The organism is Micavibrio aeruginosavorus EPB, assembly GCF_000348745.1.
In the GTDB taxonomy this organism is placed as follows: domain Bacteria; phylum Pseudomonadota; class Alphaproteobacteria; order Micavibrionales; family Micavibrionaceae; genus Micavibrio; species Micavibrio aeruginosavorus_A.
Genome location: NC_020812.1, coordinates 292,389 through 317,658, shown reverse-complemented (window position 1 = coordinate 317,658; position 25,270 = coordinate 292,389). Strand labels below are relative to the sequence as shown.

At 56.2% G+C, this 25,270-nt stretch carries 23 protein-coding genes, 1 tRNA gene and 1 other RNA gene; 11 read left to right on the top strand and 14 right to left on the bottom strand.

The genetic code is table 11. The features are described 5' to 3' along the window. The first annotated feature begins 7 nt into the window (after positions 1 to 7). Complete coding sequence (locus tag A11S_RS01360) at positions 8 to 619, top strand: NAD(P)-dependent oxidoreductase (RefSeq protein ID WP_015466680.1); 612 nt, start codon at positions 8 to 10, stop codon at positions 617 to 619. Between the two features lie 35 nt (positions 620 to 654). Here A11S_RS01360 and A11S_RS01355 read toward each other — a convergent pair whose 3' ends face one another. The 3 genes from A11S_RS01355 to A11S_RS01345 form a co-directional block, all read right to left on the bottom strand. Beyond that, positions 655 to 1,662 carry a cytochrome d ubiquinol oxidase subunit II gene (locus A11S_RS01355; RefSeq protein WP_015466679.1) on the bottom strand — a complete coding sequence of 336 codons (1,008 nt, stop codon included), beginning with the start codon at positions 1,660 to 1,662 and terminating at the stop codon, positions 655 to 657. A 12-nt stretch (positions 1,663 to 1,674) separates the two neighbouring features. Further along, positions 1,675 to 3,054 carry a cytochrome ubiquinol oxidase subunit I gene (locus A11S_RS01350; protein WP_015466678.1) on the bottom strand — a complete coding sequence of 460 codons (1,380 nt, stop codon included), beginning with the start codon at positions 3,052 to 3,054 and terminating at the stop codon, positions 1,675 to 1,677. A 116-nt stretch (positions 3,055 to 3,170) separates the two neighbouring features. Further along, positions 3,171 to 3,515: a winged helix-turn-helix transcriptional regulator gene (locus A11S_RS01345; RefSeq protein WP_015466677.1), complete on the bottom strand. Its 345-nt coding sequence runs from the start codon at positions 3,513 to 3,515 to the stop codon at positions 3,171 to 3,173. A 99-nt stretch (positions 3,516 to 3,614) separates the two neighbouring features. Between A11S_RS01345 and A11S_RS01340 the strand changes: the two genes are divergently transcribed. From A11S_RS01340 to A11S_RS01320, 5 genes are all read left to right on the top strand, one after another. After that, positions 3,615 to 4,496, top strand: coding sequence for a pirin family protein (locus A11S_RS01340; protein WP_015466676.1), 882 nt, complete (start codon positions 3,615 to 3,617; stop codon positions 4,494 to 4,496). Positions 4,497 to 4,557: 61 nt separating this feature from the next. Then, positions 4,558 to 5,187, top strand: coding sequence for an isochorismate family cysteine hydrolase YcaC (ycaC, locus tag A11S_RS01335; protein ID WP_015466675.1), 630 nt, complete (start codon positions 4,558 to 4,560; stop codon positions 5,185 to 5,187). Between the two features lie 177 nt (positions 5,188 to 5,364). Then, the gene (locus A11S_RS01330) at positions 5,365 to 5,847 is read left to right on the top strand and encodes a hypothetical protein (RefSeq protein ID WP_015466674.1); all 483 of its coding nucleotides are present in this window, start codon (positions 5,365 to 5,367) and stop codon (positions 5,845 to 5,847) included. A 120-nt stretch (positions 5,848 to 5,967) separates the two neighbouring features. Beyond that, complete coding sequence (locus tag A11S_RS01325) at positions 5,968 to 7,254, top strand: hypothetical protein (RefSeq protein WP_015466673.1); 1,287 nt, start codon at positions 5,968 to 5,970, stop codon at positions 7,252 to 7,254. Further along, on the top strand, positions 7,232 to 8,257 hold the full coding sequence (locus A11S_RS01320) for an Lnb N-terminal periplasmic domain-containing protein (protein WP_041802327.1): 1,026 nt from the start codon (positions 7,232 to 7,234) through the stop codon (positions 8,255 to 8,257). Before A11S_RS01325 ends, A11S_RS01320 begins: the two co-directional genes overlap by 23 nt. A gap of 6 nt (positions 8,258 to 8,263) precedes the next feature. Here the strand turns inward: A11S_RS01320 and A11S_RS01315 are convergent, their stop codons facing one another. The 4 genes from A11S_RS01315 to A11S_RS01300 all read right to left on the bottom strand — a co-directional run bounded on the left by A11S_RS01315 (position 8,264) and on the right by A11S_RS01300 (position 10,304). Then, positions 8,264 to 8,503 (bottom strand): hypothetical protein, encoded by a 240-nt coding sequence (locus A11S_RS01315; RefSeq protein WP_015466671.1) that lies wholly within the window; start codon positions 8,501 to 8,503, stop codon positions 8,264 to 8,266. A 93-nt stretch (positions 8,504 to 8,596) separates the two neighbouring features. Next, entirely contained in the window at positions 8,597 to 9,337 is a 741-nt protein-coding gene (locus tag A11S_RS01310) for a helix-turn-helix transcriptional regulator (RefSeq protein WP_041802325.1), read from the bottom strand. Positions 9,338 to 9,428: 91 nt separating this feature from the next. Beyond that, a complete protein-coding gene (locus tag A11S_RS01305) occupies positions 9,429 to 10,010 on the bottom strand; it encodes a hypothetical protein (RefSeq protein ID WP_015466669.1) in 582 nt (193 codons plus the stop codon). Positions 10,011 to 10,229: 219 nt separating this feature from the next. Continuing rightward, positions 10,230 to 10,304, bottom strand: a tRNA-Thr gene (locus A11S_RS01300). A 314-nt stretch (positions 10,305 to 10,618) separates the two neighbouring features. On the opposite strand from A11S_RS01300, the gene ffs reads away from it, so the two are divergent. Further along, an RNA gene (gene ffs / locus A11S_RS11755) (signal recognition particle sRNA small type) lies at positions 10,619 to 10,713 on the top strand. Positions 10,714 to 10,936: 223 nt separating this feature from the next. After that, complete coding sequence (locus A11S_RS01295; protein ID WP_014101843.1) at positions 10,937 to 11,143, top strand: cold-shock protein; 207 nt, start codon at positions 10,937 to 10,939, stop codon at positions 11,141 to 11,143. A gap of 54 nt (positions 11,144 to 11,197) precedes the next feature. On the opposite strand, the gene A11S_RS01290 is transcribed toward A11S_RS01295, so the two are convergent. After that, positions 11,198 to 12,550 (bottom strand): FAD/NAD(P)-binding protein, encoded by a 1,353-nt coding sequence (locus A11S_RS01290; protein ID WP_015466668.1) that lies wholly within the window; start codon positions 12,548 to 12,550, stop codon positions 11,198 to 11,200. A gap of 141 nt (positions 12,551 to 12,691) precedes the next feature. Here A11S_RS01290 and A11S_RS01285 point away from each other — a divergent pair, with 141 nt between their 5' ends. Beyond that, positions 12,692 to 14,008, top strand: a complete 1,317-nt coding sequence (locus tag A11S_RS01285; protein WP_015466667.1) for a flagellar biosynthesis protein FlhF — start codon at positions 12,692 to 12,694, stop codon at positions 14,006 to 14,008. 10 nt (positions 14,009 to 14,018) lie between these two features. On the opposite strand, the gene phhA is transcribed toward A11S_RS01285, so the two are convergent. The 5 genes from phhA to A11S_RS01260 form a co-directional block, all read right to left on the bottom strand. Continuing rightward, on the bottom strand, positions 14,019 to 14,915 hold the full coding sequence (gene phhA, locus A11S_RS01280) for a phenylalanine 4-monooxygenase (RefSeq protein WP_015466666.1): 897 nt from the start codon (positions 14,913 to 14,915) through the stop codon (positions 14,019 to 14,021). Then, on the bottom strand, positions 14,912 to 15,604 hold the full coding sequence (maiA, locus tag A11S_RS01275) for a maleylacetoacetate isomerase (protein WP_081604738.1): 693 nt from the start codon (positions 15,602 to 15,604) through the stop codon (positions 14,912 to 14,914). The genes phhA and maiA overlap by 4 nt, the downstream gene beginning before the upstream one ends. After that, entirely contained in the window at positions 15,601 to 16,581 is a 981-nt protein-coding gene (locus A11S_RS01270; protein ID WP_041802322.1) for a fumarylacetoacetate hydrolase family protein, read from the bottom strand. The genes maiA and A11S_RS01270 overlap by 4 nt, the downstream gene beginning before the upstream one ends. A 2-nt stretch (positions 16,582 to 16,583) precedes the next feature. Further along, positions 16,584 to 17,651 (bottom strand): 4-hydroxyphenylpyruvate dioxygenase, encoded by a 1,068-nt coding sequence (hppD, locus tag A11S_RS01265; RefSeq protein WP_015466663.1) that lies wholly within the window; start codon positions 17,649 to 17,651, stop codon positions 16,584 to 16,586. Between the two features lie 109 nt (positions 17,652 to 17,760). Then, positions 17,761 to 18,543 carry a hypothetical protein gene (locus A11S_RS01260; protein ID WP_015466662.1) on the bottom strand — a complete coding sequence of 261 codons (783 nt, stop codon included), beginning with the start codon at positions 18,541 to 18,543 and terminating at the stop codon, positions 17,761 to 17,763. 137 nt (positions 18,544 to 18,680) lie between these two features. Here A11S_RS01260 and A11S_RS01255 point away from each other — a divergent pair, with 137 nt between their 5' ends. Continuing rightward, the gene (locus A11S_RS01255) at positions 18,681 to 19,469 is read left to right on the top strand and encodes a 3-hydroxybutyrate dehydrogenase (protein ID WP_015466661.1); all 789 of its coding nucleotides are present in this window, start codon (positions 18,681 to 18,683) and stop codon (positions 19,467 to 19,469) included. A gap of 451 nt (positions 19,470 to 19,920) precedes the next feature. Here the strand turns inward: A11S_RS01255 and A11S_RS11960 are convergent, their stop codons facing one another. After that, positions 19,921 to 20,097, bottom strand: coding sequence for a hypothetical protein (locus A11S_RS11960; RefSeq protein ID WP_015466659.1), 177 nt, complete (start codon positions 20,095 to 20,097; stop codon positions 19,921 to 19,923). Positions 20,098 to 20,394: 297 nt separating this feature from the next. On the opposite strand from A11S_RS11960, the gene A11S_RS01240 reads away from it, so the two are divergent. After that, complete coding sequence (locus A11S_RS01240) at positions 20,395 to 25,254, top strand: NAD-glutamate dehydrogenase (protein WP_015466657.1); 4,860 nt, start codon at positions 20,395 to 20,397, stop codon at positions 25,252 to 25,254. Positions 25,255 to 25,270: the final 16 nt, after the last annotated feature.

Genomic DNA, 25,270 nt, shown 5'->3' with positions numbered 1-25,270 from the left:
CACAATCATGAACATTGCACTGATTGGCGCGACCGGAAACATTGGATCAAAAATCCTGGCCGAAGCGTTAAGCCGCGGCCATAGCGTCACGGCCATCGTCCGCAACACGGACGCATTGCCAACCCACGAACGGTTGAGCGCGCGCAAAGGCGATGTCGGCGATGAGGCCGCCTTGTCCACGACGCTATCCGGGCATGAGGCGGTGATCAGCAGTCTGCCCTTCTCCGCCTTTGATCCAGATCGATTACTGAGCGCGATCAAATCATCCGGTGTGAAACGCTATATCGCCGTTGGCGGTGCGGGCAGTCTGGATCTCAAACCCGGCCTGCGCCTGGTGGACAGCGATGAATTTCCTGCCGAATGGAAAAACGAGGCCCGCAAGGGCGCGGACTACCTGACCCGCCTGCGCCGGGAACGGGACCTGGATTGGACCTTTATCTCCCCATCTATCATGATCGAGCCGGGGAAACGCACGGGCACATTCCGCCTGGGTGGGGACTCTGTTCTGTTTGCGGCAGATGGGTCCAGCCGCATATCACAGGAAGATTACGCCATCGCGTTGATCGACGAGTTGGAGCATCCCGCCCACATCCGCCAGCGCTTTACCGTTGGATATTAAAAAAGCCCCCGGAAAACGGGGGCTTTTTTTACATCTTAATCGTAATGCAAATCCCTGCTTTTCCCGTGGAAGATTTTATACGCCAGGAAGGTATAGCCGATCAGCACGGGCAGAACGATCAACGCCCCGACCAGAATGATCATCAGCGATTCCGGCGCACTGGCCGCATCCACGATCGTCAATTTGTCCGGCACGATGTACGGATAGAAGCTGTACGCCAACCCATGGAAGCACAGCACGAACAGGCAAATGGTCGCCACAAACGGCAACCAACACCAATGATCATCCGGGCGCGGCAGGCGACGCAACGCCGTTTCCAGCCCAATCACCAACAACCCGGTCATGACCGGAATCGGGGCCAGCAACAACACGTTCGGGAACGTAAACCACTTATCAAAGATGCGTTCGCTGACCAACGGTGTGGCAATGGACACCAGCGTGATGCCCGCAAACGTTCCCCACAAGGCGATGCGCGCCCAGCGGGATGCTTTTTTCTGCAAATCACCCTCGGTTTTCATCAGCAGCCATGACGCGCCGATCAGGCAATAACCAAACGCCACACATACGCCAGTCAACAAGGCAAAGGCCACCGGGCCCCACCCCGTGTCAAAGCCGAGGATATAAGAGCCGAGCATATACCCTTGTGATACTGCCGTCAGCAGCGAGCCACCAAAGAACAAATTGTTCCAGATGCCCTTATGTGCGGCACTGACCTTGGCCCGGAAATCAAACGCCACCCCGCGCAGGATCAGACCAATCAGCATCAAGGCCACGGGCAGATACAGGCTGGACAGAATAATCCCGTGTGCCATCGGAAACGCCACCAACAGCAACCCCACGCCCAGAACCAGCCACGTTTCATTGGCATCCCAGAACGGGCCGATGGACGCGATCATGCGGTCTTTCTCCGCCTCATCCGCCGCCTGCATCAAAATGCCGACCCCCAGATCATAACCATCCAGAACGGCGTAGATCAGCATCGACAAGCCCATCAGCCCCGCGAAGGCCAGAGGCAACCAATGTCCGTTTGCAAAAATTTCCATGGTGTCTCTCCCTTATTCCGCGATGGCTTCAACAATCGCCTGACCAGAGGCCGGCGGTGTTTGTACCGTTTGTGTTTGCGTCCCCGCCTTACGCGCGATGTACAGCAGCGTGCCAATAAAGGCGACCAACAACGCGGCATACACCGCCAGATACATGGACAGGCTGATCCCGATGATCGGCGCGGGAACGGCGGAGATAGCATCCTCGGTCCGCAACACGCCGGTGACCAGCCACGGTTGACGCCCGATTTCGGTGACATACCATCCGGCCACCGTGGCCACCCACCCCGAAAACGCCATCGGGATCATGGCAAAGGTCAGCAGTTTCGGCATATCGCCCTTGCGCCACAGGTAAAAGGCCGCCGCCCATGACAGGACCAGCATCAAAATGCCCGTCCCCACCATGATGCGGAACGCCCAAAAGACCGGGGCCACAGGCGGATGATTGCCAACAAATTCATTCAACCCCTTCAATTCCCCATCCATATGATGGGTCAGGATCAGGCTGGCCAGATTGGGGATTTCAATGGCGAAATCGTTTGTCCGCGTTTCTTCATTCGGCATGGCGAACAGGACCAAGGGTGCCCCTTCGCGGGTTTCCCACAGCCCTTCCATCGCCGCCACTTTTTGCGGCTGGTGCTCCAGCGTGTTCAAACCATGCAGATCGCCCGCATAAATCTGAATCGGGATCAGGATGGCGGCAATCGTCACGCCCGTGCGCAACGCGGCCAGCACAGCCGGAGCCCGGTCATTGCGGAACCAGCGATAGGCGGAAATGCCCGCCACCAGAAACGATGCCGTCAAGCCGGAGGCCAGCAACATGTGCACCATGCGATAGGGGAATGACGGATTAAAAATAATCTGCATCCAATCCGTTGCATGCGCCTGCATATGACCCGCGTCATTCGGGATCATTTCAAACCCGACGGGGGTTTGCATCCAGCTGTTCAACGCCAAAATCCAGAAGGCCGAAAATGTCGTGCCCGCCGCGACCAGAACCGTCGCCGTGGTATGCAACCACCCCGGAACACGCCGGAAGCCGAACAGCATGATGCCCAGGAACGTGGCTTCGAGGAAAAACGCCGTCAGCACTTCGTATGCCAGCAATGGTCCGGCGATATTGCCCACCGTCTCCATAAAGCCCGGCCAGTTGGTGCCGAACTGGAACGACATGGTGATGCCGCTGACCACGCCCATAGCGAAACAGAGGGCGAAAATTTTCGTCCAGACGAAATACGCATCCATCCATTTCTGGTCCTTCGTCGCGTTAAACCGCGTTTTGAAGAACAGCAGGATCCATCCAAGCGCGATGGTGATGCTGGGGAATAAAATATGGAACGTAATATTGGCAGCGAATTGAACGCGGGCCAGAAGGGCGGGATCGAGGTCCATGGGTCAGACACTTTCCGGGGCGAGATGGCCGCCCCTTTTGTAAAAGGAACATCCTCTGCAACGCACAATACAAAATATGGACGCCAAAGACCAGAGCCCGCAATCAGGATTCGATTTTATTTTTTAGATTTATTTATTACAGCCGCACCATGCTCCAGCGCCCATTTCTCCATCGCCCTGAGAATGGGTTTCAATGTCATCCCGCGCGGCGACAAGGCGTAATCCACACGCGGTGGTATTTCGCCGTAATCGGTACGGATGACCAGACCATCCTCCTCCATCTCGCGCAATTGCTGGCTCAGCGTGCGGTGGGTAATCGCCCCCAACTCGCGCTGGAGCTGATTAAACCGCTTCGGCCCGTCCACCAGCTGATGGATAATCAGGATTTTCCATCGCCCCGCCATCACCGCCAACGTCACTTCCACCGGGCACGATACGGATTTTTCCTTGGTTTTGGCCATTTTCACTCTCTTTGACGGTATCATTTATGATCGTACTTACAAAATGATCGTACCCCACTAACTTATCCTCCAGATCAAAAATTTAAAGGAGGACCTGCGATGAAAGCGCAAAAAATGACCCCGGCCACACCCAAAGCGATAAAGCGTATCATTCGCAACACCCAAGCCCACTGGGTTGGCGATGGCTTCCCCGTCACGACAATGTTTTCGTACAACACCCATGGCGCGGATGTCAGCCCGTTCCTGATGCTGGATTATGCCGGCCCGGCGATGTTTGAACCATCCGACCGTCCGCGCGGGGTTGAACAACACCCGCACCGCGGCTTTGAAACAGTCACCATCGTGTATGAAGGCGAGGTGGAGCACAGCGATAACGCCGGAAACAGCGGCAAAATCGGCCCCGGCGATGTGCAGTGGATGACCGCCGGGCGCGGTATCCTGCACGAAGAAATGCACGGACGCGATTTCACCGCGCGCGGTGGCGTGTTGGAGATGATCCAGCTCTGGGTCAATTTGCCCGCGAAGGATAAAATGACCGCGCCCGCCTATCAGGAACTGGCGAAGGCGCAGATCCCGGTGATCTCCCTGCCCGGCGAAGCGGGAACGTTGCGTGTGATTGCCGGTGATTATAACGGCACGCGCGGAGCCGCCCGCACCTTCACGCCGATCAATGTCTTTGACATGCGACTGCAGGCGGGCGGCACAACGTCCTTGTCCCTGCCCGATGATTTCACCACCATGGCGCTGGTTTTACGCGGCGAAGTGCGGGTTAACGGCCTGAAAACATTGCAACCCCGCGACCTGGCCCTGTTTGAACTGGCTGGCGAGGATATATTATTGGAAGCAACGAAAGACACAGCAATCCTGTTGTTGAACGGCGCACCGATTGATGAACCCATCGCCGGATACGGCCCGTTCGTCATGAACACCCAAGACGAAATCCGGCAGGCCTTTGACGATTACCGCGCCGGGCGCTTTTAACGGCCGCCGATGAAATCAAACCAAGTTGTTTCAACCCACCATCCCTTAAAGGACAGACACCATGAATCCGACATATAAAAAACTTGATAAAAACAACGCCGCCGTCCTGCTGGTCGATCACCAGACCGGATTGATCAATCTGGTTCAGGATTACACGCCGAATGAATTCAAGAACAATGTTCTGGCGATTGCAAACATCGCCAAATATTTCAAATTACCAACCATCCTGACCACCAGCTTTGAAAACGGCCCCAACGGCCCGCTGGTTCCGGAATTGAAAGACATGTTCCCGAACACGCCCTATGTCGCCCGCCCGGGTCAGATTAACGCATGGGACAATGACGATTTCGTGAAAGCCGTCAAAGCCACCGGTAAAAAACAATTGATCATCGCCGGTGTGGTGACCGAAGTGTGCGTGGCCTTCCCCGCCCTTTCCGCGATTGAAGAAGGGTTTGACGTGTTCATCGTCACCGATGCATCGGGCACGTTCAACAAGGACACGCGCGATGCCGCCCTGATGCGCATGGTGCAGGCCGGGGCCCAGCCGTTGAACTGGTTTGCGGTGGCGTGCGAACTGCATCGCGACTGGCGCAATGATGTCGAGGGGCTGGGAACGTTGTTTTCCAACCACATTCCGAACTACCGCAACCTGATGAACAGCTATGCAAGCCGCGGTAAACAGGCCGCCTAAGCCCGTCGCTCCTTCAAAAACCCCGCAGAAATGCGGGGTTTTTTCTTACCCTCGGCAAAAGGCAATAAAAATACCTAAAAAGCCGGGCTTTTTTAATCAGACCCTCATCCTTTAGGCGTAGATTGAGGGCACGGTCGCGAAAAACCGAAAAAAGATCAGAGCAGAGGGGACAAAACCATGGCCAAAGATCTGGCGGAGATGAGTGCAGAAGAACTGGTAAACCACTTGAATGACATTGCACCACCCGGATCCGAAATGAACGAGGCCGGGGAACAAACGATTGAAGCGCTGGAACAGCATGGCGATGATTTCGACCCAACGGTCGATTTGCCCGCGCCCGGCACCGAAATTACCCCCGAAGGCGAAAAGGCCATTCAGGATTTTCAAAACCAGTCGAACGAACAGGATTTGATCAACATGATCGAAAGCCTGCCCGCCGCTGGCACCGCATGGACCCAGGAGGCCGACGATGTGGCCGCAAAAATGGAAGCCTGGAAAAATCAGGATCAACTGGGCCCCAGCGAACGCGGCGTGATTGGTAACCATTTCAACCAAAGCGCCACCGGCGCCTATCAAAACCCGGGCAGCGCCGCGCCAGACATGGCCCCGGACAACAGGCCAGCCCCAACGGCACCGAGCATGAATACGCCGGCCATGTAGAACCAGCAAGATTACAGAAAACCCCACCATCATACGGTGGGGTTTTCATTTGCGAATTGCCCTGATAACCAGCATAATTTTGCGCAATCGCCCAGACGCCCCACCCCATCGGTACCCATCATGAAAAAAACACTTCTCTGCCTCGCTTTGTGCGCCCTGGTCACACCACTGACCGGGTGCAGTTCGATTGCCAAGGGCGTGACCGAGGCCATTATGGAGAAAAAGGACAACGCCGAAGACACGCGCCTGTGCGAAATTGCCGGCCCGGCCTTTGATGGCATTGAAGACAGCGTGGCGCACAAGGCCGTCACCGGAACCCCCGGCACGACAAAAGTTCTTATGGTGCATGGGATCAGCAAACACCTGCCCGGATATTCCGCCCGTTTGCGTGAAAAGCTGGCCGCGTCGCTGGGCCTGGACAGTATGGACCCGACCATCAAGGACATCACCCTGACCAACGCCCCCGATGGTGGGGAAGATGCCGGCACATTGCGCGTATCGCGCCATTTTTCCAGCACCAGCGACCGCGAATTTCTGTTTTACGAACTGACCTGGTCGGGGATCGGTGAAATGGACAAGGAGGTCATCGCCTTTGACGATTCCGAAGCCTATAATTACCGCCGCGCCGGATTGAACAAATCATTAAAGAGATTCATGAACGCCACGGTGCCGGACCTGCTGGTTTACGAAGGCCTCAAAAAAGGGCTGATTGACAAATCGGTCGGGCAGTCTGTTTGCTGGGCCTTCCGTGGGTCGTGGGATAGCATGCCGGACAAAGGGCGTCATTACTGCAACGCCTATGACAACAGCATCGCCACCAACATCAAACAGGATGATTTTTACATCATCACGCACAGCCTGGGCAGCCGCATCACCATCGACACACTCAACCGCTTTGCCGCCGATCGCGAAAATTGCGACGAATGCAAAAAACTGGACGGGCTGAACGCCACATTGCAGAACGAAACGATCACCGTGTTTATGATGGCGAACCAATTGCCGCTTTTACAGGTGGGGCAGGAAAAATCCGGAACCACGGGCGTTACAGACCAATATTGCCAGCCAAACGGCACGCATTACAATGAACGTCTGGTCGGCAAAGTCCGTATCGTCGCCTTCAGCGACCCGAATGACATCCTCAGCTACCCCATCCCGCCGGATTACGCCGATTCTTATATTGATAGCCGCTATTGCCCGGAAATCATCAATATCGATATGAACATCGCCCACCCGAAAGATTTGCTGGGCGTCACCGAATTTGCCAACCCGCTGGAGGCCCATGTCGGGTATCAGGATGATGATCGCGTCATCGCCCTCATGACCAACGGCCTAAACCGTGACCGCATGAATCCGCTGATCGCAGAGAAATGCAACTGGACCGAATATGCCGTCAAACAGAAGAAATAAAATCCTCGCCACTCTCCGCTCAGCTGGCCTGACCCTTACAATCTTGATCCCATCCATTTTGGTGGGAATGGCATTGTGGTACCGCGCACCGTTTCAGGGACTGTTCGGCCTGGGCGATGGCAGCTGGCTTGCCGCCAGCCTTTGGGTCAGTTATGTCGCGGCTACGCTTTATTACGCGTTGTTCACATGGCGCCGACCGTTGGCAACGGGCGTATTTATGGTCGCCATGGCGCTGGCACTCATGTGGTGGACGTCGATCAAACCACAAAATTATCGTTACTGGATGCCCGAGGTTGCAAACATCGTCTCCGCCGACATCGATGGGCCGATGGTAACGATCAAGGATGTCCGCACTTTCACATGGCGCAGCATTGATGATTACGATGCAAAATGGGAAAAACGCACCTACGACACCGACACCATCACATCGGTTGATCTGTTTTTATCCTATTGGGGAATGCCCGCAATCGCCCACACGCTGGTCAGCTTTGGTTTCGAAAACGGCGATCATGTGGTCTTTTCCGTCGAAATCCGCAAGGAAGACGGCGAAGTCTATTCAAACCTCGCCGGATTTTTTAAGGAATATGAGCTCGCCCTGATTGCCGCGGATGAAAGCGATATCATCTATCTGCGCACCAACATCCGTGGCGAAGACGTATACCGCTATTCCATCAAAGCCAAACCCGAAGCCATGAAAGCCTTGTTTCTTTCTTACGTGAACACGGGCAATACATTGCGAAAAACACCGCAATTCTACAACACGCTGACCGCGAACTGCACAACCATCGTTTTCAGCATGGCCCAGGCGATTGTACCCGGCCTGCACATGGACCCGCGCATCATCCTATCCGGACACCTGCCCGCATACATCCACGAACGCGGCGGCCTCAACGCCCCCGAGGGCGCGTCACTCGCAGACATCACGGCGGCGGCGGCGATTACGGAGAAGGCCCGCGCAATCGCGGGCCCCACCAACTATTCGCACCGTATCCGGTCAGAATAAATTCGCTTAATTTGTCGCGGGCGACATATCAAAAACCTGACGCGGCAAGCGCTCGCGCAGGATCATGCAATATGTCGTGATCATGATATTGAACGTCGACTGGATCAGCGTTTCGACATCTTCGTTCCCGCAATTGCGGGCTTCTTCTTTCAGATACTGCAAGGAATCGACAATCCCTTTGATTTTCTCGTAATCGTAATGTTTGACACCATCCCCGGAATCATTCGCGCCATCGATTTTTTTCATCGTATCCATCCCCGTTAAAAAATTGAAACCTTCCTTATTCTAAAAAAAGGAAGACCACGGTGGTATTACGAAGGTTCGTGATGACCTAAAGCGTTAAATATGGACCAGCCCCAGCGTAATGGCCTTGACGGCGGCCAAAACACGGTTGTTGGCTTCCAGCTTTTTAAAGATCTTACGCATATGGGCGTCAATCGTATTTCGACTTAAATTCAATATGATAGCAATCTCCGCGTCCGTTTTTCCGGCCGCCACCCATTTCAGAACTTCGCGTTCCTTGTCCGTGAAGATGATGTTTTTTGCCGGATCGTTGCGCTGCAAAAGGCGCCTGTACGCAACATAGAAATGGTTGCAATAGGCCGTCACCATATCAATATTGCCATCAAAGGCATCATGTCTTTGCGACGTCGCAAAGCCGAACCCGGCAATCTGACTTCCCGATCCACGCAGCGGAACGGCAACCCCGTTATGCAGGCCCGCCTCATCCGCCATCGCCATCGTCGTGCGCTGTGATTTGCTGAGGGACATATATTGTTCCAAATCGACCCAGGCGAATGACTCCTCCTGCGTCGAGGCACAAATGGCCACCGGATCCGTATGGTTTAATCCGCGCTCAAAATAATATTCAACCCAGTCCGGTGAATAATTCGACGCGATCCCAAAACTCGCCTTCTGGCCAATATCGGCATGATCCGTCATCAACGCAAACACGGCGCGATCAAGGCCATGCTTGCCAACGGCTTTCATAAGGACCGCAAACAAATCGTCAACGCTTTCGGCCCGATTGGCCTCGGTCATATAATCTTCGAACAAATAGTTGACAATTTTATTCGACATCACGCGCACTCAAAAAAGAACAAGACAAAGCCCGACAATCATAGCCGGGCTTTGCCTGAAAGAGAATTCACCTTATGGCAAAAAGCAAATCTTATCCATACAAGGGTATGTCATGCACGTGCACATCCCGCGCGGCATGCTTTTTCATGATGCTTGTGGCCGTATTTTCCTGTTCCGGTGCGCGCAGATTGACCCACAGTGGTAAACCGCCTTTATGGATCTTTTCGCGCAAATCACGGTCACGTTGCTCGGCAAATCCACGCGCCATCATGACACCAATCGTCGCTCCCATGGCTCCCGCCACAATCGCGGCGATCACTGCATGGGCCAGCGTTCCGCCTTCGGCCACCACGATCCATGTTGACGCAATGACGGCCAGATACATTGGAATGGCGATAAAGGCGCCTTCAATTTCACCCACCGTTTCATTGGGCAAAAACGATGCACGGGGCGCGGACGGGTCATCTTCCAGTTCGCGTACATCGCGGTATTTCCGCCCGAGTTTGGATTTTATTTTCTCCTGATCCGCCAGAACACTTAATTCATGACGCATAAAACCATGGGATTGCAGGTCATCCATGGCCGCTTGGAGGTCATCAGCATTATTGAAGACGCCCACCGCTTCATGCACCATGACAGGATCATCATTCCCTGCCTTTTGAACACGTATCATCACGGCACCTCATCTCTGTAGAGTGAAGACATCCCCCTCTCACTAAGGTTTTCCGCAGATCGCAAATGTCAAGGAAGGCCGACATCTGTCCTGTATGGAACAAATCCATATCAATTTTTAATCAAGCTCAATCGATGGGCCCTGCGCCCCACAATCGCCTTTTGCAACACCCCCTCGCGCATTAAAAAACCCTCCTGAAACAGGAGGGTTTTTTAATAATGGTGCCGCTGAAGGGAATTGAACCCCCGACCTTGTCATTACGAATGACCTGCTCTACCCCTGAGCTACAGCGGCACACCGGAAAATGTGGCAACCTTATTATAGCCTTATTAGGGCTGGGGCAAGATTGCTAACCCCCTCTATACACGCTGTTTTCAGGCACAGAGCATTTAATTACGAATGACCTGCTCTACCCCTGAGCTACAGCGGCGTGCTGTTTGTAAGGAAACAGACCGCATGCCTATAGCGCATTCCAGCCATGGAGCGCAAGGGCGCAAAGGGAAAATTCTGAGGTCCGGGGCTGGAACAGGGCAATAATCTGGAAAATTTATAGCCGAAACAGGTGTCGTGTGTTGCAATTATGGGCGCAAGCGCCTATATCAACCCCCGGAAGGTCGGCGCGGGCGGACAGTTCGCCAATCCGGTCAGGGCCGAGAGGCAGCAGCCGTAACGAAATTTGCCGGGTCGCGTTCGGCCTTCCACTCGATCTTTTTCGTAATCACCATCCCCACACGATCAGGCCCCGCCCATGCGGCACGGGCCCGCTTTCATGCGCCTGCAACCCATACGATTCCCTTGCGAGGGTTGCGTTTTAACGGTATTGTACGGCCCGGGTTCGAAACATTCAAAACCCCGGAATCATTCCGCCGGCCGCGGGATGGGTCCGTTTATACTCACGTGCTTTTAGTTGAATGAAGGAGACGAACATGGCCACCGGGACCGTTAAATGGTTCAACACCACAAAAGGATATGGGTTTATTCAACCCGATGACGGCGGAAGCGACGTGTTCATTCACATCACCGCTCTGGAACAAGCCGGCATTCGCGGCCTGAAAGAAGGTCAGAAGCTGAGCTATGAACTGGTCACCAGCCGCGGCAAAACCGCAGCCGGGAACATCCAGCTGGCGGACTAAGTCTCCATTTAAAAATTTAGGAAAGCGGCCCGCTGATTATCAGCGGGTCGTTTTTTATTGCGCCAAAAGGGCCGTGGCGATCGCCGCCGCCTGTTGCCGGATGTCCGGCATGGCTGTGGTTTCGATAAACGCCGCGCCCAAAACAGGCCCCAACCCATAAAGCGGCGCCCCCGCATGCAGGCGCAAGGTGGCGTCATCATAAATCCGCATGGCCGGGCCATCCACATGCAGAACCCCCTCTTCGATCAATGTCGCGCTCAAACTGCCCGGCGCGAAGGGATCAGAACGGTACCCGAGCGCGGAAATCACCGCATCGCACGCATGATCCACCCCATCGACCGCAACGATGACCCCGTTGTTGCCATCGCCCCGCACCGAATCGGCGCGCCCATGGTGGATGGACAAGCGCCCGGAACCGATCAAATCCTGCAATCGCAGGGCCACGTGCGGGGCCATGCGGTGGCGGTGCACCGCCCAGTACGGCAAAACCCGGCGCAACCGCGCCCGTTCAGACAGTGAAAGCCCGCGCCAGATTGCGTTGCTGAACGGCCGCAGGGAATCCACCGCCGTGCGCCATTCCCCATCCCGCGCCGCCCGGCGCAAGGCCCGCATAATCCCCCGCGCCGTCGATGGCAAAGCATCGGCCTGCACAAAGGGCGGACGAGGCGTCAGCATTTCCGGCGCATGCGGCTGGGGAACCAGTCCATGGCGCGACACCGCCACGATTTGCCCGTCATACCCGATACGGTCGAGGGTCAGCACGGCATCCACCATGCTCAACCCCGTGCCCAAAATCATGACGTTATCGCCGGTCAAATCCGGGGGAATATCATTGGGGCGCAAGCCATAGAGTGACAAAGCCCCCCCCGGCTGGCCGGACGTAATCGCCGCATCCATGCCGGGAACCCGCACCGGGGCCACGTTGCCACAGGCCAGCACGACCGCATCAAAAACGTGGGTTTCACCAGCCCCCGACACGGCGACCCCCGCATCCAGCGGGGTGACCCCCGTGACCATGACCCGCCGATGCGTCACATTGACCCGGGCCAAACGGTCCCGCAGATACGCGCCATAGACCATACGAGGCATAAAGCTGTATGGCGTGACCGCCATATCCTCGAACGACGGATCCAGCACACGCCAGCCAGAATTGGCATCATTCAGCCAATCGAGAAAATCATGCGGGCGGTCTGGCCACAGGCTCATCCCCGCGGCCGGAACGTTCAAAACATGCGCCGGATCACGGGTGGCATAGGCCACCCCAAGCCCGACCACATCCGCCGGATCAAAAATGGTAATGGCCGGGGCACGCACGCCCGTCGCATCGGCCTGACGCGCCAGATGGGCCGCCAGCGCCACCGCCGCCGCACCGCCGCCAATAATGCCGATATGGGATTGTTTTTGCATGATCCGATGCCCGCCCTTCGCCGGGGATGATAGCGCCTGGCTATTGACGAAGACAAGCCCGCGCCCGTACTCTTATAAACAAGGCCGAATCACTGGCCTCCCTTCCGCGTTTTTCATTCTGTTCCCTCTGTTCGGATTTCAATGTCCATGTCGCTTTTCCGGGCCACCCGCCCCACGCTGAACCGCTTTTTCTGCAGCACCGCTCTGGTGGTGTGCGCGCTGACGTTGTCGGCCTGTGGCGGATCAGACGCGGATGAGTTGGGCACGGTGCAAACCAGCAGCCAAATCTGCCCGATCACTCAGCCAATGACGATGGCCGATGCGAATCTGGATATGCAGGCCGGCATGCAACCGGCACGGGGGATGAATGTCAGCCCCGACGCCCTGTTCGCCGAAGACATCCAGGACCCGATGGCCCGCATCAAACGCGCCGAGGCCGCGATTGTAGATTTACGCCGCGATATGAACGCCTTGCAGGCCCCCATCGCGCAGACAACGGCCGCCCCGCTGACCCCACAGGATCAGGTCCCGCCGCCCGCGCCGGTCATGGAAGCCGGCACCGCGGCCCCGCAGAGCCTGTCCCCGATTGTGAACCAGCCGACGGCCCCCACCCCGAACACACATCCGAACACACATCCGAGCACACCTGCGATCACCACCACCGCCGCGCCCATGCCGCCCACAAAGGCCCCAGTGATGGCACCGGTGATGGCGCCTGTGATGGATGAACCCGTGGTGAAGGCCACGGCCCCCGTGCAAAGCAAAATTGCCGCCCCATCCGGCCCGGTCATCAGCGCCATGCGTATTGGTGAGCATGCGCGCATGACCCGCCTGGTCCTGGATGCCGGATCAGCGGTGAAATTCACCACCGATCTGGACAACAGCGAAGATTTATTGCTGGTCGAATTGCCGGGCATGAAATGGACCGCAGCAAAAAGCGGCACATCATCATCCCCCGCGGTCAAATCATGGTCGACGCAAAGCATGGATAACGGCACCGATGGCACCCGTCTGGTCATCGTCCTGCGCCAGGATGTCAGCATCGCGGACAAAAGCTTGATCGCGCCGGACGCCAACGCCGCCCATTACCGCGCCGTGATTGATTTGAAACATCTGGGCACCATCAAACGCCCGGCCCCGGCACCAAAAGCCGCGCCGGAGCCCGCCGCCGAGCCCGTGAAGACCGAAGAGCCGAAAGCCGAAGCCCCCAAAGCCGAGGAACCGAAAGCCGAGACACCGGCCAAAACGGAAACCGTGACACCCGCCGCCACCGTCGACACACAGGCCGCAACAACGGCCCCAGCGACAACAGCGACAGCGGAGCCCGCACACGCCGAACCGTCCGCCCACGTTCCGCCCCCATCCACCATCGCATCGCCCAAAACGACCGCGACCACACCGGATGGGCATGGTCACGATACAGTTCAGGATGGCGAATTGCTGTCCGGCGGGCAGTAACCCCAGATTTTTACCCATGCGCCTGCGCCTTGCGCTTCGCGGCTTCGGCGGCATAGACGCCCGTGCCCCGTTGCAGGATCACATCATCCGGCAGCAGATCGCCCGGCGCATATTTCATTGGGTTGGCTTTCAGGTCGGCATAGATCGGGCCAAAATCCTGATAGGTTTGTTTGAACAGATCATCAAATGAATCAATGACGAAATAGCTGGTCTGGAAATCGTCGATTTTGTATTTCGTCTGCATCACGCGTTTCAGGTTAAAGCCGATTTTGTTCGGTGAATCGCTGTCCGCCGCAAATACGGTTTCGCCGGGGGAGGACAGGATACCCGCGCCATAGATACGCAGCCCTTCATCCGTTTTCATCAATCCAAATTCAACCGTGTACCAATACAGGCGCGTCAGGTTGGTAATCACCCCGTCATTCATCGCGCGCAGGCCGCCCTGGCCATAGGCCTGGATATAATCGGCAAACACCGGATGGGCCAGCATTGGCGCATGGCCGAACACATCATGGAACACGTCGGGCTCTTCCAGATAATCCATCTGGTCGCGGCGGCGGATAAATGATCCCGCCGGGAATTTACGATCCGCCAGAAGCTGGAAAAACGGCGCATCGGGGATCAACCCCTCAACCGCGACAATTTCCCATCCGGTCAGCGCCTTCAGCTTTTTATTCAGCTCCGTAAAACGCGGGATCTGTTGGTCGCCAATGCCCAGCGCGTCCATGTTCTGCAAAAACTCCTTGCAGGCACGCCCCGGCATCAATGTGCGCTGGCGCTCATACAACAGGCGCCATGTTTCATGTTCTTCGTCCGTGTAATTGTCCCATCCCTGGTCAATCACGTATTTCATGGCGTCGGCGGCCACGCCAGCCCCCAGCGGGTTTCCTGAATCAGATTCGGTCATATCAAACCTCCTTTAAAATGCGGGCCGTGAATAATTTCAAGATCATCCGGCGCATCGGGTTGCATTTCCGGTGCCGCCGTTTGGAATGCGGTCAACGCCATGCAGTTTTCCTCGATATGGCGGCAAATCGGGAATTCATCGAGCGACAGGTTATATCGGCGCATATTGTACATTTGCGGCACGATGCACAGATCGGCGACACTGACCGCGTCACCATTGGCAAATTTTCCCGTGCGCCCACAATCCAGCAACATCGCTTCGACCGCGCGCATGCCGTCCAGCGCCCAATGGGCGTACCATTCGTTTTTCTGGTCTTCCGACGCGTCAAACATCGTGCCCAGTTTTTTCAAAACCTTCAGGTTGGTCAGCGGGTGAATATCCGTGGCAATGGCCAGCGCCACTTGCCGCACATAGGCCTGCCCCTGAACATCATCCACCGGGGACAGTGGCGGGTTGGGCGCGATATTGTCGATATAATTCAAAATCGCCAATGATTGCGACACGCGGAACCCGTCATGGTCCAGCACCGGCACCGCCGCCATCGGGTTGATCAGGCGGTACATGTCCGCAAACTGCTCCCCCTTGGCCAGATGCACGGGCACGGTTTCATATTCCACCCCCTTCAAATTCAGGGCAATACGCACCCGGTACGCAGTGGAGGAACGGAAATAACTGTAAAGCGTAATCATGCTTGCTTGACGACCTTCTGTTCAATTGCGCCAAAGACGGACGCGCCTTTTTCATTGATCATTTCAATGCGGATCACATCGCCAAAGGCCATGAATGGCGTGGTCATGGTGCCGGTTTCGATTTTTTCGATCATGCGCGTTTCGGCCAGACACGCCACACCGGCGGCACGGTCGCGGTTGGAAATGGTCCCCGACCCGATAATCGCCCCGGCGCGCAATGGCCGTGTTTTCGCGGCATGGGCCACCAGCTGGCCAAAATCAAACTGCATATCCACGCCCGCATTGGGCTTGCCCACCACGCGGCCATTCAGGGTACAGATCAGGGGCAAATGCACCTTGCCCCCGCGCCAGGCCGCACCCAATTCATCGGGCGTCACCGCAACGGGGGAAAAGGCGGATGGCGGCTTGCTTTGGAAAAAGCCAAACCCCTTCGCCAGTTCGGCGGGAATCAGATTACGCAACGACACATCGTTCATCAGCATGATCAGGCGGATGCACGCGGCGGCCTCCTCCGGCGTTGCACTCATCGGGACGTCCCCGGTAATGACGGCAACTTCACCTTCAAAATCGATTCCGTATTCCTCACTGGTCACCACGATATCATCGTTGGGGGCCAGAATGGGGTCGGACACGGCCTGATACATCAGCGGATCGTGCAGGAATTCCGGCGGCATTTCCGCCCCGCGGGCCTTGCGCACCAATTCGACATGGTTCAGATACGCGCTGCCATCCGCGATTTGATAGGCGCGGGGCAGCGGCGCGGAACAATTCGCCGTGTCGAATTTTTCGACATCCTTGACCCGGCCGGAATTCAACGCATCAGAGAGAATCCGCAGATCTTCCTCAACATCCGCCCAGTGATCGAGCGCGTATTGCAGGGTCGGGGCGACATCAGTGGCCGGGGCCCAGACGGAGAGGTCGTTGGCCACAACCATCAACCACCCGTCATGCCCGCCTTTATAGGACGCTAGTTTCATGGTTACGCGTTCGCTGCCTTTTCATCCTTCAACACACCGCGGCGGATCTGGTCCAGTTCGATGGATTCGAACAGGGCCTTGAAATTGCCTTCGCCAAACCCTTCATTGCCCTTGCGCTGGATGATTTCGAAGAAGATCGGGCCAATGGCATCACGGGTAAAGATTTGCAACAGCAAGCCTTGCCCTTCCGTCGGCGCGCCATCCAGCAGGATGTTCAGGCTTTTCAGTCGCGTGACATCTTCGCCATGACCCGGCACGCGCTTGTCCAGCAATTCGTAATAGGTGGCTGGCGTGGATTGGAACGGCACGTTCTGCGCGCGCATCATTTCCACGGTTTTGTAAATGTCGTTGGTGCCCAGCGCGATATGCTGGATGCCTTCGCCGTTATAGCGTTTCAGGAATTCCGCGATCTGGGATTTGTCATCCGATGATTCATTCAGCGGAATGCGGATCTTGCCGCACGGGCTGGTCATCGCCTTGGATTTCAGGCCGGTCAGCTTGCCTTCGATATCGAAGTAGCGGATTTCGCGGAAGTTGAAGATGTCTTCGTAAAACTTCGCCCACACCGCCATATTGCCGCGATGCACGTTGTGCGTCAGGTGATCGATATAGGTGAAACCAACGCCGGCCGGATGTTTGTCCACGCCCGGATAAAATTCAAAATCGCGATCATACATGCCATCGTCATCAATGAAATAAATCAGGCATCCACCAATCCCCTTGATCGCCGGGATATCATCGCCCATCGACCCGCCGTGATTTTCAACGCGTTCCGCACCGCGCTTCACCGCATCGGCGATCGCCTGTTTCGCGTCCTTGACACGGAAGCCCATGGCGCTGGCACCCGATGTGTGGATGTCCTGGAACGCACCCGGCTGGCCGGTGGTGTCATGGTTGATCAGGAAGTTCACGCCACCCTGACGATAGAGAACAACATTGCGGGCTTTGTGTTTGGCGACCGCCGTAAAACCGAAATCGGCAAACAGCTTCTCCAGAATTTTCGGCTCGCCCGTATATTCCACGAACGCAAAACCATCGGTGTGAAGCGGATTTTCAAAAAGATCGGCCATGATTGTTCTCCCCTGTTATGAATTGTGGGGAGAAGGGTAGGCGATCCACGACCCGCAATCAATGCCGGGGTGGATGGCGGCGCAATATGCCATAAGATTGAATTGCGTTTTACAGAAACGCCAGACAGACAACCCGCTCTTTCGGGTCACCCTGACGCGCGCGGATGGGCGAGGCGTGCAATGTCGGCAAATGCGTTTCCGGCCAGTCGCCACCACGCATCAGGCAGACATCCCCCGCCTTGGCCTGCCAGCCAAGATGTTTCGGAATGGCGGCACCGCCAACACCCATATCATCATCGTCGTGCATGCCCGCGGTTTGACGCCAGACCATCTGGCCATTGGACCCCAGAGCCCGCGTCAATTCATCCCGTGACACTTCACGCACAATCGTGCCGCCACCGCGCAGGGCCATGGTCAACGTCACGCCACCGGGCAACGGTGCGTCCTTGACCAGAGCGGCATTCATAAATTCATACCCGCTGTCCAAATGGGCATTGGCGTTATCACCGTCGGCCGCGCGCACATACATCGCGGGATCGGTATGGAACAGACCATTCATGGCGTTCAGCAAATCCGTCACATCATGGCCCGCCACACGATTGAAATCATCGCGAGCGTAAACATCCTGTGTGCCCTCTCTGGCCCGCAACACGGCAAAACGCCCGTCGGGCAAGCGGCCCAGCTCATCCCGGTTGGGGGATATGGTTTTTAAAAGCGTTGCCGCCCGGTCGGCGGATTGATCCGCCGTTTCGCTCTCCCGCACGATGACCACGGCCTGATAGGCCGGATCGAGCAAGGCATCGCGGGCCGCCTTCATCGCGGCGGCCAGATCGGTGCGCCCGTCAAAAACGGCAATAAAATCAGGATGTTGATCCAAAGAAATCTGTTTCATAGCGCCCAATTTACCCGAGAATTTGCGTTATGTCAAATAATGGGAGCAGCAGACCGCACTGGTCCCCTTGCCCGCAACCCGCCGCCGTTTTACCCTTCACTCCATCGTTTTCGCAACCGCACCAAAGGATACGCCCCATGACCCAGCTCACCGGAAAAACCGCCCTGATCACCGGATCCACCAGCGGCATCGGATTGGGGATTGCGACCGCCATGGCCGCCGCCGGGGCCAACGTGGTGTTGAACGGGCTGGGCGATGCGGCCGAGATTGAAAAAATCCGCCTTGGTTTAGAAAAGGATCATGGCATTCGTGCCCTGTATCACGGGGCCGACATGACCAAGCCGGACCAAATTCGCGATATGTGCGAAAAGGCGATTGGCGTATTTGGGGCCATCGACATTCTGGTGAACAATGCGGGCATCCAGCATGTCAGCCCGATTGATGAATTCCCCGAAGACAAATGGAACGCCATCATCGCCATCAATCTGAACAGCGCGTTCCACACGACCAAAGCCTGCCTGCCGGGGATGAAGACAAAGGGCTGGGGCCGGATCATCAACATTGCCTCCGCCCACGGTCTGGTCGCATCCCCGTTTAAAAGCGCATATATCGCCGCGAAACACGGCCTTGTCGGCATGACGAAAACCATTGCGCTGGAAACGGCGACGGACAACGTCACCTGCAACGCCATTTGCCCGGGCTATGTCCTGACCCCGCTGGTGCAAAACCAGATCAAGGATCAGGCGAAGGTGCATAACCTGCCCGAAAGCGAAGTGGTCGAGAAAATCATGCTGACGCCGCAGCCGACGAAGAAATTTGTTGAGGTGGAACAACTGGGCGCGCTGTCCGTGTTCCTGTGTTCCGATGCCGCATCCAACATCACCGGCACATCATTACCCGTCGATGGCGGATGGACGGCACGATAACATCTCGCCTTTCGTCACAGTTGAAACAAGCGCTGGACTATTTAATTTTTGGAAAGAAAAAATGGAAAGACCCGCGTATCAACAGCTCTCCTATAAAACCAATACAATATTGCTGATTGCTCTAACCTTGCTTCTTCCGTTTGCGATCTTGGCCTTCAATGTCTTTATTTATGATTTATCCGCGGCCCTTTTACCGATCCACAGAAAATTCAAGGATTTTTTCGGCGCCATTGGGGTTGTATCATCTTTTATTCTATACCTACTGCCCAGCACGTGCTTGATATGGGTCATCGCGCGCTCTTGGCTAATGAGGATCGCACTCATTGCCATTTTCTTGCTTATTTATACTCCATTGATTCTCGTATGCGCCATCCTAGCCGGCTGCATGTTTGGTCCAGTCTGCTTTTAATAAAAAAAGCCCCCAACCGGGGGCTTTTTTAAATTCATAAAATTAATTCAAACCATACGGCTCAAACGACTCATGGCCCTGACGTTTGGGCTGGAGCGGATATTGGCATTCGCGCGTCGTGGCAGCCTGTGCGGCGCTTGCGACGCGGTCCGGGCCGACAGCCGCCGCGCGGGAGAAATCCATTCCTGTGGTCTCGGTCTTCTTGGCTTTCGTGTCCATGATTGTGTCCTTCGCTCTGTTCAACGGGCTTTTTATTACGGTGTTTAACCTACGCCTTTTCCCATAAGCCGTCAATTTTCACGCCTTGTGCGGCGCACACCAAACAAACCCATGTCAAGACCTTGAAAAATAAAAGAAATAATCCATCATGATCCCCTGACGGGATGCATGCCGCCTGTGCGTGCGCAACATGGGTGCAGGCTTGCCGCATTCAGCATTTCGGCCTAGTTTGCCGCCAGAATAGACTGCGTAATTTAGAGTACCCCCCTCACCAGCATCATGGATGTATGTGACACTATGGCCAAAGCCCCTGCCCCAACGAAACTCCATCCCCTTATCACCAAAGCTGTCAATGCGTTGCCGCCAAAGGCGCCGCAGGCGTTGAAGGACTTCACCGAAGTTCTGTTCCAGCGCACGTCGAAAGACGATCTGGAGATGATGGACCCGAAAAACATGATCTTGGCCGCGCAATTGCATTTCGACATGATGAATGCGCGCAAACCCGGCAAGCCGGATATCCGCATCACCAACCCGACGATGAAGAAAGACGGCTGGGCCCCCGGTTGCACCGTGATCGACATCGTCAACGACGACATGGCGTTTCTGGTTGATTCCGTCACCGCGGAAATCACGCACCAGGCGCAGATTATCACCCTGCTGGTTCACCCGGTGATTCAGGTGCGCCGCAACGCCAGTGGCAAGGTTACATCCGTATCCGCCACGCCGGACGATACGACACAGGGCCAATCCCACATCCATATTCACCTGAATCGCACGTTAAGCGATGCGCAGATCAAGGCACTGCACGAGCGTTTGGAGCAAATTCTGGTCGATACGCGCTTTGCCACGGGTGATTGGCAAAAGATGCGCAGCAAGCTGCGCGATTGCGAAAATGCATTGAGCCACGCCCCGGCCCATTTCGCCGATGACGCGGTCGAGGATTATCAGGGCTTTCTGGAATATCTGTACAAGGATAATTTCACCCTGCTCGGTTATCGCGAATATGCGTATGCCAAAGATAAAAACGGCAAGATGACCGCCAAGGCCGTGCCGGGTTCGCATCTGGGCCTGTTGCGCACCGAAGTGAAAACCAACATTTTCCCGGAAGGGCGCGAAACACTGCCCCAGCATTTGGCCGAACTGCATAAGAATGACGAGCCGTTGCTGGTTTTCAAAATCCACCGCAAATCCACCGTTCACCGCCGTGTGAACATGGATGCCATTATGGTCCGCCTGTATGACAAGGGCGGCAAGATCAAGGGTGAGGCGCTGTTCGTCGGATTGTTCACATCCGTGACCTATTCCCGGTCCATCCGTGACATTCCGTATTTGAGCCGCAAGACCCACATGGTCACCGACCGGTCCCATTTCGCCAGCGGTAGCCACAACCACAAGGCTCTGGCCCATATTCTGGAGAAATATCCGCGCGACGAATTGTTCCAGATCGATGTGGACACGCTGTATGATTACGCCCTGTCCATGCTGCGTTTGCAGAAACGCCAGCGTATCGCCCTGTACACCCGTCTGGATACGTTCAGCCGTTATGTATCGTGCCTGGTTTATGTGCCGCGTGAATTGTATGACACGACGTTGCGTATGCGTATGCAGTCGATTCTGGAAGATCGCCTGAACGGGACATGCGACGATTATTACGCCAGCCTGGACGATTCCCCGTTGGCCCGCGTGATGTATGTCATCACCATTGACCCGAAGAAAAAACCCAATTTCGATCGCCTGGCGATTGAACATGAATTGCAGGAAGCCGGCCGGTCCTGGGCTGAACGCCTGAACGTGGCCTTTGCCGAAAAACTGCATGAAGATACGGAAGTCGCGCATTTGACCGAGAAATATGGTCGCGCTTTCCCCAGTGCATACCGCGAAACCTACACACCGAAAAGCTGCGTCCACGATGTTTTCAAGATTGAGGAAGCGTTGTCGACCGGTATTTTGGCCCGCGACCTGTACCGGTCACACGGCTTGCCCGATAACGAACTGCGTTTGAAGCTTTATCGCGCGGACAAGCCGGTGATCCTGTCGGACATTTTGCCGATGCTGGAAAACATGGGTTTGCGCGTCATCGCGGAATTGCCGTTCGAAGTGCGCCCGCACGGGACCGACACCGCCATCTGGATTCACGATTTCCAGATGGAAGCCACCGGAACAGCCATGGCGATTGATAAAATCAACACGCCTTTTGAAGAAGCGCTGATCCGCATCTGGAACCGCGAAACGGAAGATGACAGTTTGAACCGTCTGGTTCTCTCCGCCGCCATGAACTGGCGCGAAGTGACCATCCTGCGCACCTATGTCCGTTATATGCGGCAGGCGGGCGTGACATATTCCAACCGCTTTATTGAACGGGCTCTGACCGATTATCCGGTGATTGCCCGCGCGTTGGTGGATTTGTTCATGGCGCGCCTGAACCCGGCCCAAAACAAAACCGGGCAGAAGGAAGGCGATGCCGCGTTGGACAAAATCAACAAGGCGATTGAAAAAGAACTGAACGCCGTGAAGTCGCTGGATCAGGATAAAATCCTGCGGTCCTTCACCGCGATGATCAACGCGACCCTGCGCACCAACTTCTTCCAGAAGGGTGCCGATGGCCAGCCGAAGCCGTATCTGTCCATCAAACTGGACAGTGGCAAGATTGCCGACCTGCCGGACCCGAAACCGTTCCGCGAAATTTTCGTTTATTCCGTGCGGATGGAGGGAATTCACCTGCGCGGTGATCGCATTGCCCGCGGTGGCATTCGCTGGTCCGACCGACCGGAAGATTTCCGCACCGAGGTCCTGGGCCTGATGAAAGCCCAGCAGGTGAAAAACGCGATTATCGTGCCAATGGGTGCGAAGGGCGGCTTCGTCGTGAAGAACCCGCCGACCACCGGCGGACGCGAGGCGTTTATGGCCGAGGGGATCGAATGCTACAAAATGCTGATCCGCGGCATGCTGGATATCACCGATAATTTGAAGGGACACAAGGTCGTTCCGCCCAAGGATGTCGTGCGCCGTGATGGGGATGACCCGTATATCGTCGCCGCCGCCGACAAGGGCACGGCCACATTCTCCGACCTGGCCAACAGCCTGTCCGCCGAATACGGATTCTGGTTGGGCGATGCGTTCGCATCGGGCGGGTCCGCCGGTTACGACCACAAGAAAATGGGCATCACCGCCCGTGGCGCATGGGAATCGGTGAAACGCCATTTCCGCGAACTGGGCCAGAATATTCAGGAAACCCCGTTTGACGTGATCGGCGTCGGCGATATGGGCGGCGACGTGTTCGGCAACGGCATGCTGCTGTCCCCGCATATTCGCCTGATCGGCGCGTTCAACCATGTTCACATTTTCTGCGACCCGAACCCGGATATCGCGAAAAGTTTTGCCGAACGCAAACGCCTGTTCGACGCCGTCAAGGGATGGGATGGATATGATGAGAAGCTGTTGTCCAAAGGTGGTCGTATTTACAGCCGAGCGGACAAGAGCCTGAAGCTGACACCGGAAATCATGGCCCAGTACGGGATTGAGAAAAGCGAAATCTCACCCCCGGACCTGATCCGCGCCATGCTGAAGAAACAGGTCGATCTGCTCTGGTTCGGCGGGATTGGCACGTATGTAAAGGCCCCGCACGAAACCCACGCCGATGTGGGCGACAAGGCCAACGATTCCTTGCGCGTCAACACATCCGACATTCGCGCCCGTGTGATTGGCGAAGGGGCCAATTTGGGCGTCACGCAAGCCGCCCGGAACGATCTGGCCCGCCGTGGCGTGCGCCTGAACGCGGATTTCATCGACAATTCCGGCGGCGTCAATTCGTCGGACGTTGAGGTGAACATCAAGATTTTGATGACCGCCGTGATGCACGACGAATCCAACAAGATGACCCTGGCCAAGCGGAATACATTGCTGGCCAGCATGACGGATGATGTGGCCAATCTGGTCCTGCGCAATAATTACCAGCAAACGCAGGGCATCAGCCTGATGGTCCATCGCGCATCCGATACGTTTACGACGGATGTGCAATTTATCCGCGATCTGGAACGCGACCATGGGCTGAACCGCGCGCTGGAACATCTGCCGGATGAGGAGGAAATCGAACGCCGTCGCTCCACCGGCATGGGCCTGTTGCGCCCGGAACTCTGCACCCTGCAATCCTACGCAAAAATTATGTTTACGCGGGAATTGCTGGATTCGGATGTCCCGGATGAAAAAGCCACGCATATCTGGCTGTCGGATTACTTCCCGCCCGCTTTGCGGAAAAAATTTGACGCCGAGATCAGCAAGCATCGCCTGAAACGCGAAATTGTCGCGACGGCGATTGCCAATGGTGTGGTCAACCGATTGGGGGCGACGTTTGTCAAATCCAAAACGGATTCGACCAGCGCATCCGCCGCCGATGTGGCGCGGTCGTACATTATCGTGCGGGAGATTTTTGGCCTGCGCGACATGTGGGATGCGATTGAAGCGCTGGACAACAAGGTTCCAGCCGATATCCAGACCAGCATGCTGGCCGATCTGGCGTACATGGCCGATCACTCCGTGACATGGATGCTGACCCGTCTGGGTCGTCGCCCGAATATCGACGCGGACATCGCCAGCTTTACCCCGCGGATTAAAGCCCTGCGTGATGCGGTGGAAAATGTCGCCACCCCCACCATGCTGGACACTATGAAGGCGCGGATGGAAACCCTGAAGGCCTCCGGCGTTCCGGCATCATTGGCCCGCAACATTGCCATGATCCCGGTTCTGGATTCGGCATGTGACATCATCCGCATCACGCTGGATGGTAAAACCGATCCGATCCAGACCGCGAAAGCCTATTTCGAGGCTGGCGAGCATTTCCACATCGACTGGCTGCGCCAACGCGCGGATGAAATCGAAGTGCGTGACCGCTGGACCCACGAAGCCCGTGGCGGATTGATCGAACGACTGTTCAGTGTGCAGGCCGCGATCACGTTACGCATCCTGAAAGACTCGGTGAAATCCGCCGCGAAGAAGGGGGCAAAGGATTCGTTGCTGCAACAATGGCTGGCGCACCACGCGGACAAGGCCGAGCAAATCACGCCGCTGCTGGCCATGCTGCAACAAGGCGGCGCAGTGGACATCCCCCGCCTGATGATCGCGGAACAACGCCTCAGCCATCTGGCCAGCGCCGTGGATTAAAACAGAAACAGAGAAA

Coding starts and splice junctions, on each gene's coding strand:
- A11S_RS01255 (WP_015466661.1), top strand. CDS start 18,681: ATGACCCAGCTCACCGGAAAAACCGCCCTGATCACCGGATCCACCAGC.
- A11S_RS01360 (WP_015466680.1), top strand. CDS start 8: ATGAACATTGCACTGATTGGCGCGACCGGAAACATTGGATCAAAAATC.
- maiA (WP_081604738.1), bottom strand. CDS start 15,604: ATGATTACGCTTTACAGTTATTTCCGTTCCTCCACTGCGTACCGGGTG.
- A11S_RS01305 (WP_015466669.1), bottom strand. CDS start 10,010: ATGATACGTGTTCAAAAGGCAGGGAATGATGATCCTGTCATGGTGCAT.
- A11S_RS01270 (WP_041802322.1), bottom strand. CDS start 16,581: ATGAAACTAGCGTCCTATAAAGGCGGGCATGACGGGTGGTTGATGGTT.
- ycaC (WP_015466675.1), top strand. CDS start 4,558: ATGAATCCGACATATAAAAAACTTGATAAAAACAACGCCGCCGTCCTG.
- A11S_RS01325 (WP_015466673.1), top strand. CDS start 5,968: ATGAAAAAAACACTTCTCTGCCTCGCTTTGTGCGCCCTGGTCACACCA.
- A11S_RS01330 (WP_015466674.1), top strand. CDS start 5,365: ATGGCCAAAGATCTGGCGGAGATGAGTGCAGAAGAACTGGTAAACCAC.
- A11S_RS01320 (WP_041802327.1), top strand. CDS start 7,232: ATGCCGTCAAACAGAAGAAATAAAATCCTCGCCACTCTCCGCTCAGCT.
- A11S_RS01345 (WP_015466677.1), bottom strand. CDS start 3,515: ATGGCCAAAACCAAGGAAAAATCCGTATCGTGCCCGGTGGAAGTGACG.
- A11S_RS01350 (WP_015466678.1), bottom strand. CDS start 3,054: ATGGACCTCGATCCCGCCCTTCTGGCCCGCGTTCAATTCGCTGCCAAT.
- A11S_RS01260 (WP_015466662.1), bottom strand. CDS start 18,543: ATGAAACAGATTTCTTTGGATCAACATCCTGATTTTATTGCCGTTTTT.
- A11S_RS11960 (WP_015466659.1), bottom strand. CDS start 20,097: ATGGACACGAAAGCCAAGAAGACCGAGACCACAGGAATGGATTTCTCC.
- A11S_RS01340 (WP_015466676.1), top strand. CDS start 3,615: ATGAAAGCGCAAAAAATGACCCCGGCCACACCCAAAGCGATAAAGCGT.
- phhA (WP_015466666.1), bottom strand. CDS start 14,915: ATGACCGAATCTGATTCAGGAAACCCGCTGGGGGCTGGCGTGGCCGCC.
- A11S_RS01355 (WP_015466679.1), bottom strand. CDS start 1,662: ATGGAAATTTTTGCAAACGGACATTGGTTGCCTCTGGCCTTCGCGGGG.
- A11S_RS01310 (WP_041802325.1), bottom strand. CDS start 9,337: ATGTCGAATAAAATTGTCAACTATTTGTTCGAAGATTATATGACCGAG.
- A11S_RS01290 (WP_015466668.1), bottom strand. CDS start 12,550: ATGCAAAAACAATCCCATATCGGCATTATTGGCGGCGGTGCGGCGGCG.
- A11S_RS01295 (WP_014101843.1), top strand. CDS start 10,937: ATGGCCACCGGGACCGTTAAATGGTTCAACACCACAAAAGGATATGGG.
- A11S_RS01240 (WP_015466657.1), top strand. CDS start 20,395: ATGGCCAAAGCCCCTGCCCCAACGAAACTCCATCCCCTTATCACCAAA.
- A11S_RS01285 (WP_015466667.1), top strand. CDS start 12,692: ATGTCCATGTCGCTTTTCCGGGCCACCCGCCCCACGCTGAACCGCTTT.
- hppD (WP_015466663.1), bottom strand. CDS start 17,651: ATGGCCGATCTTTTTGAAAATCCGCTTCACACCGATGGTTTTGCGTTC.
- A11S_RS01315 (WP_015466671.1), bottom strand. CDS start 8,503: ATGAAAAAAATCGATGGCGCGAATGATTCCGGGGATGGTGTCAAACAT.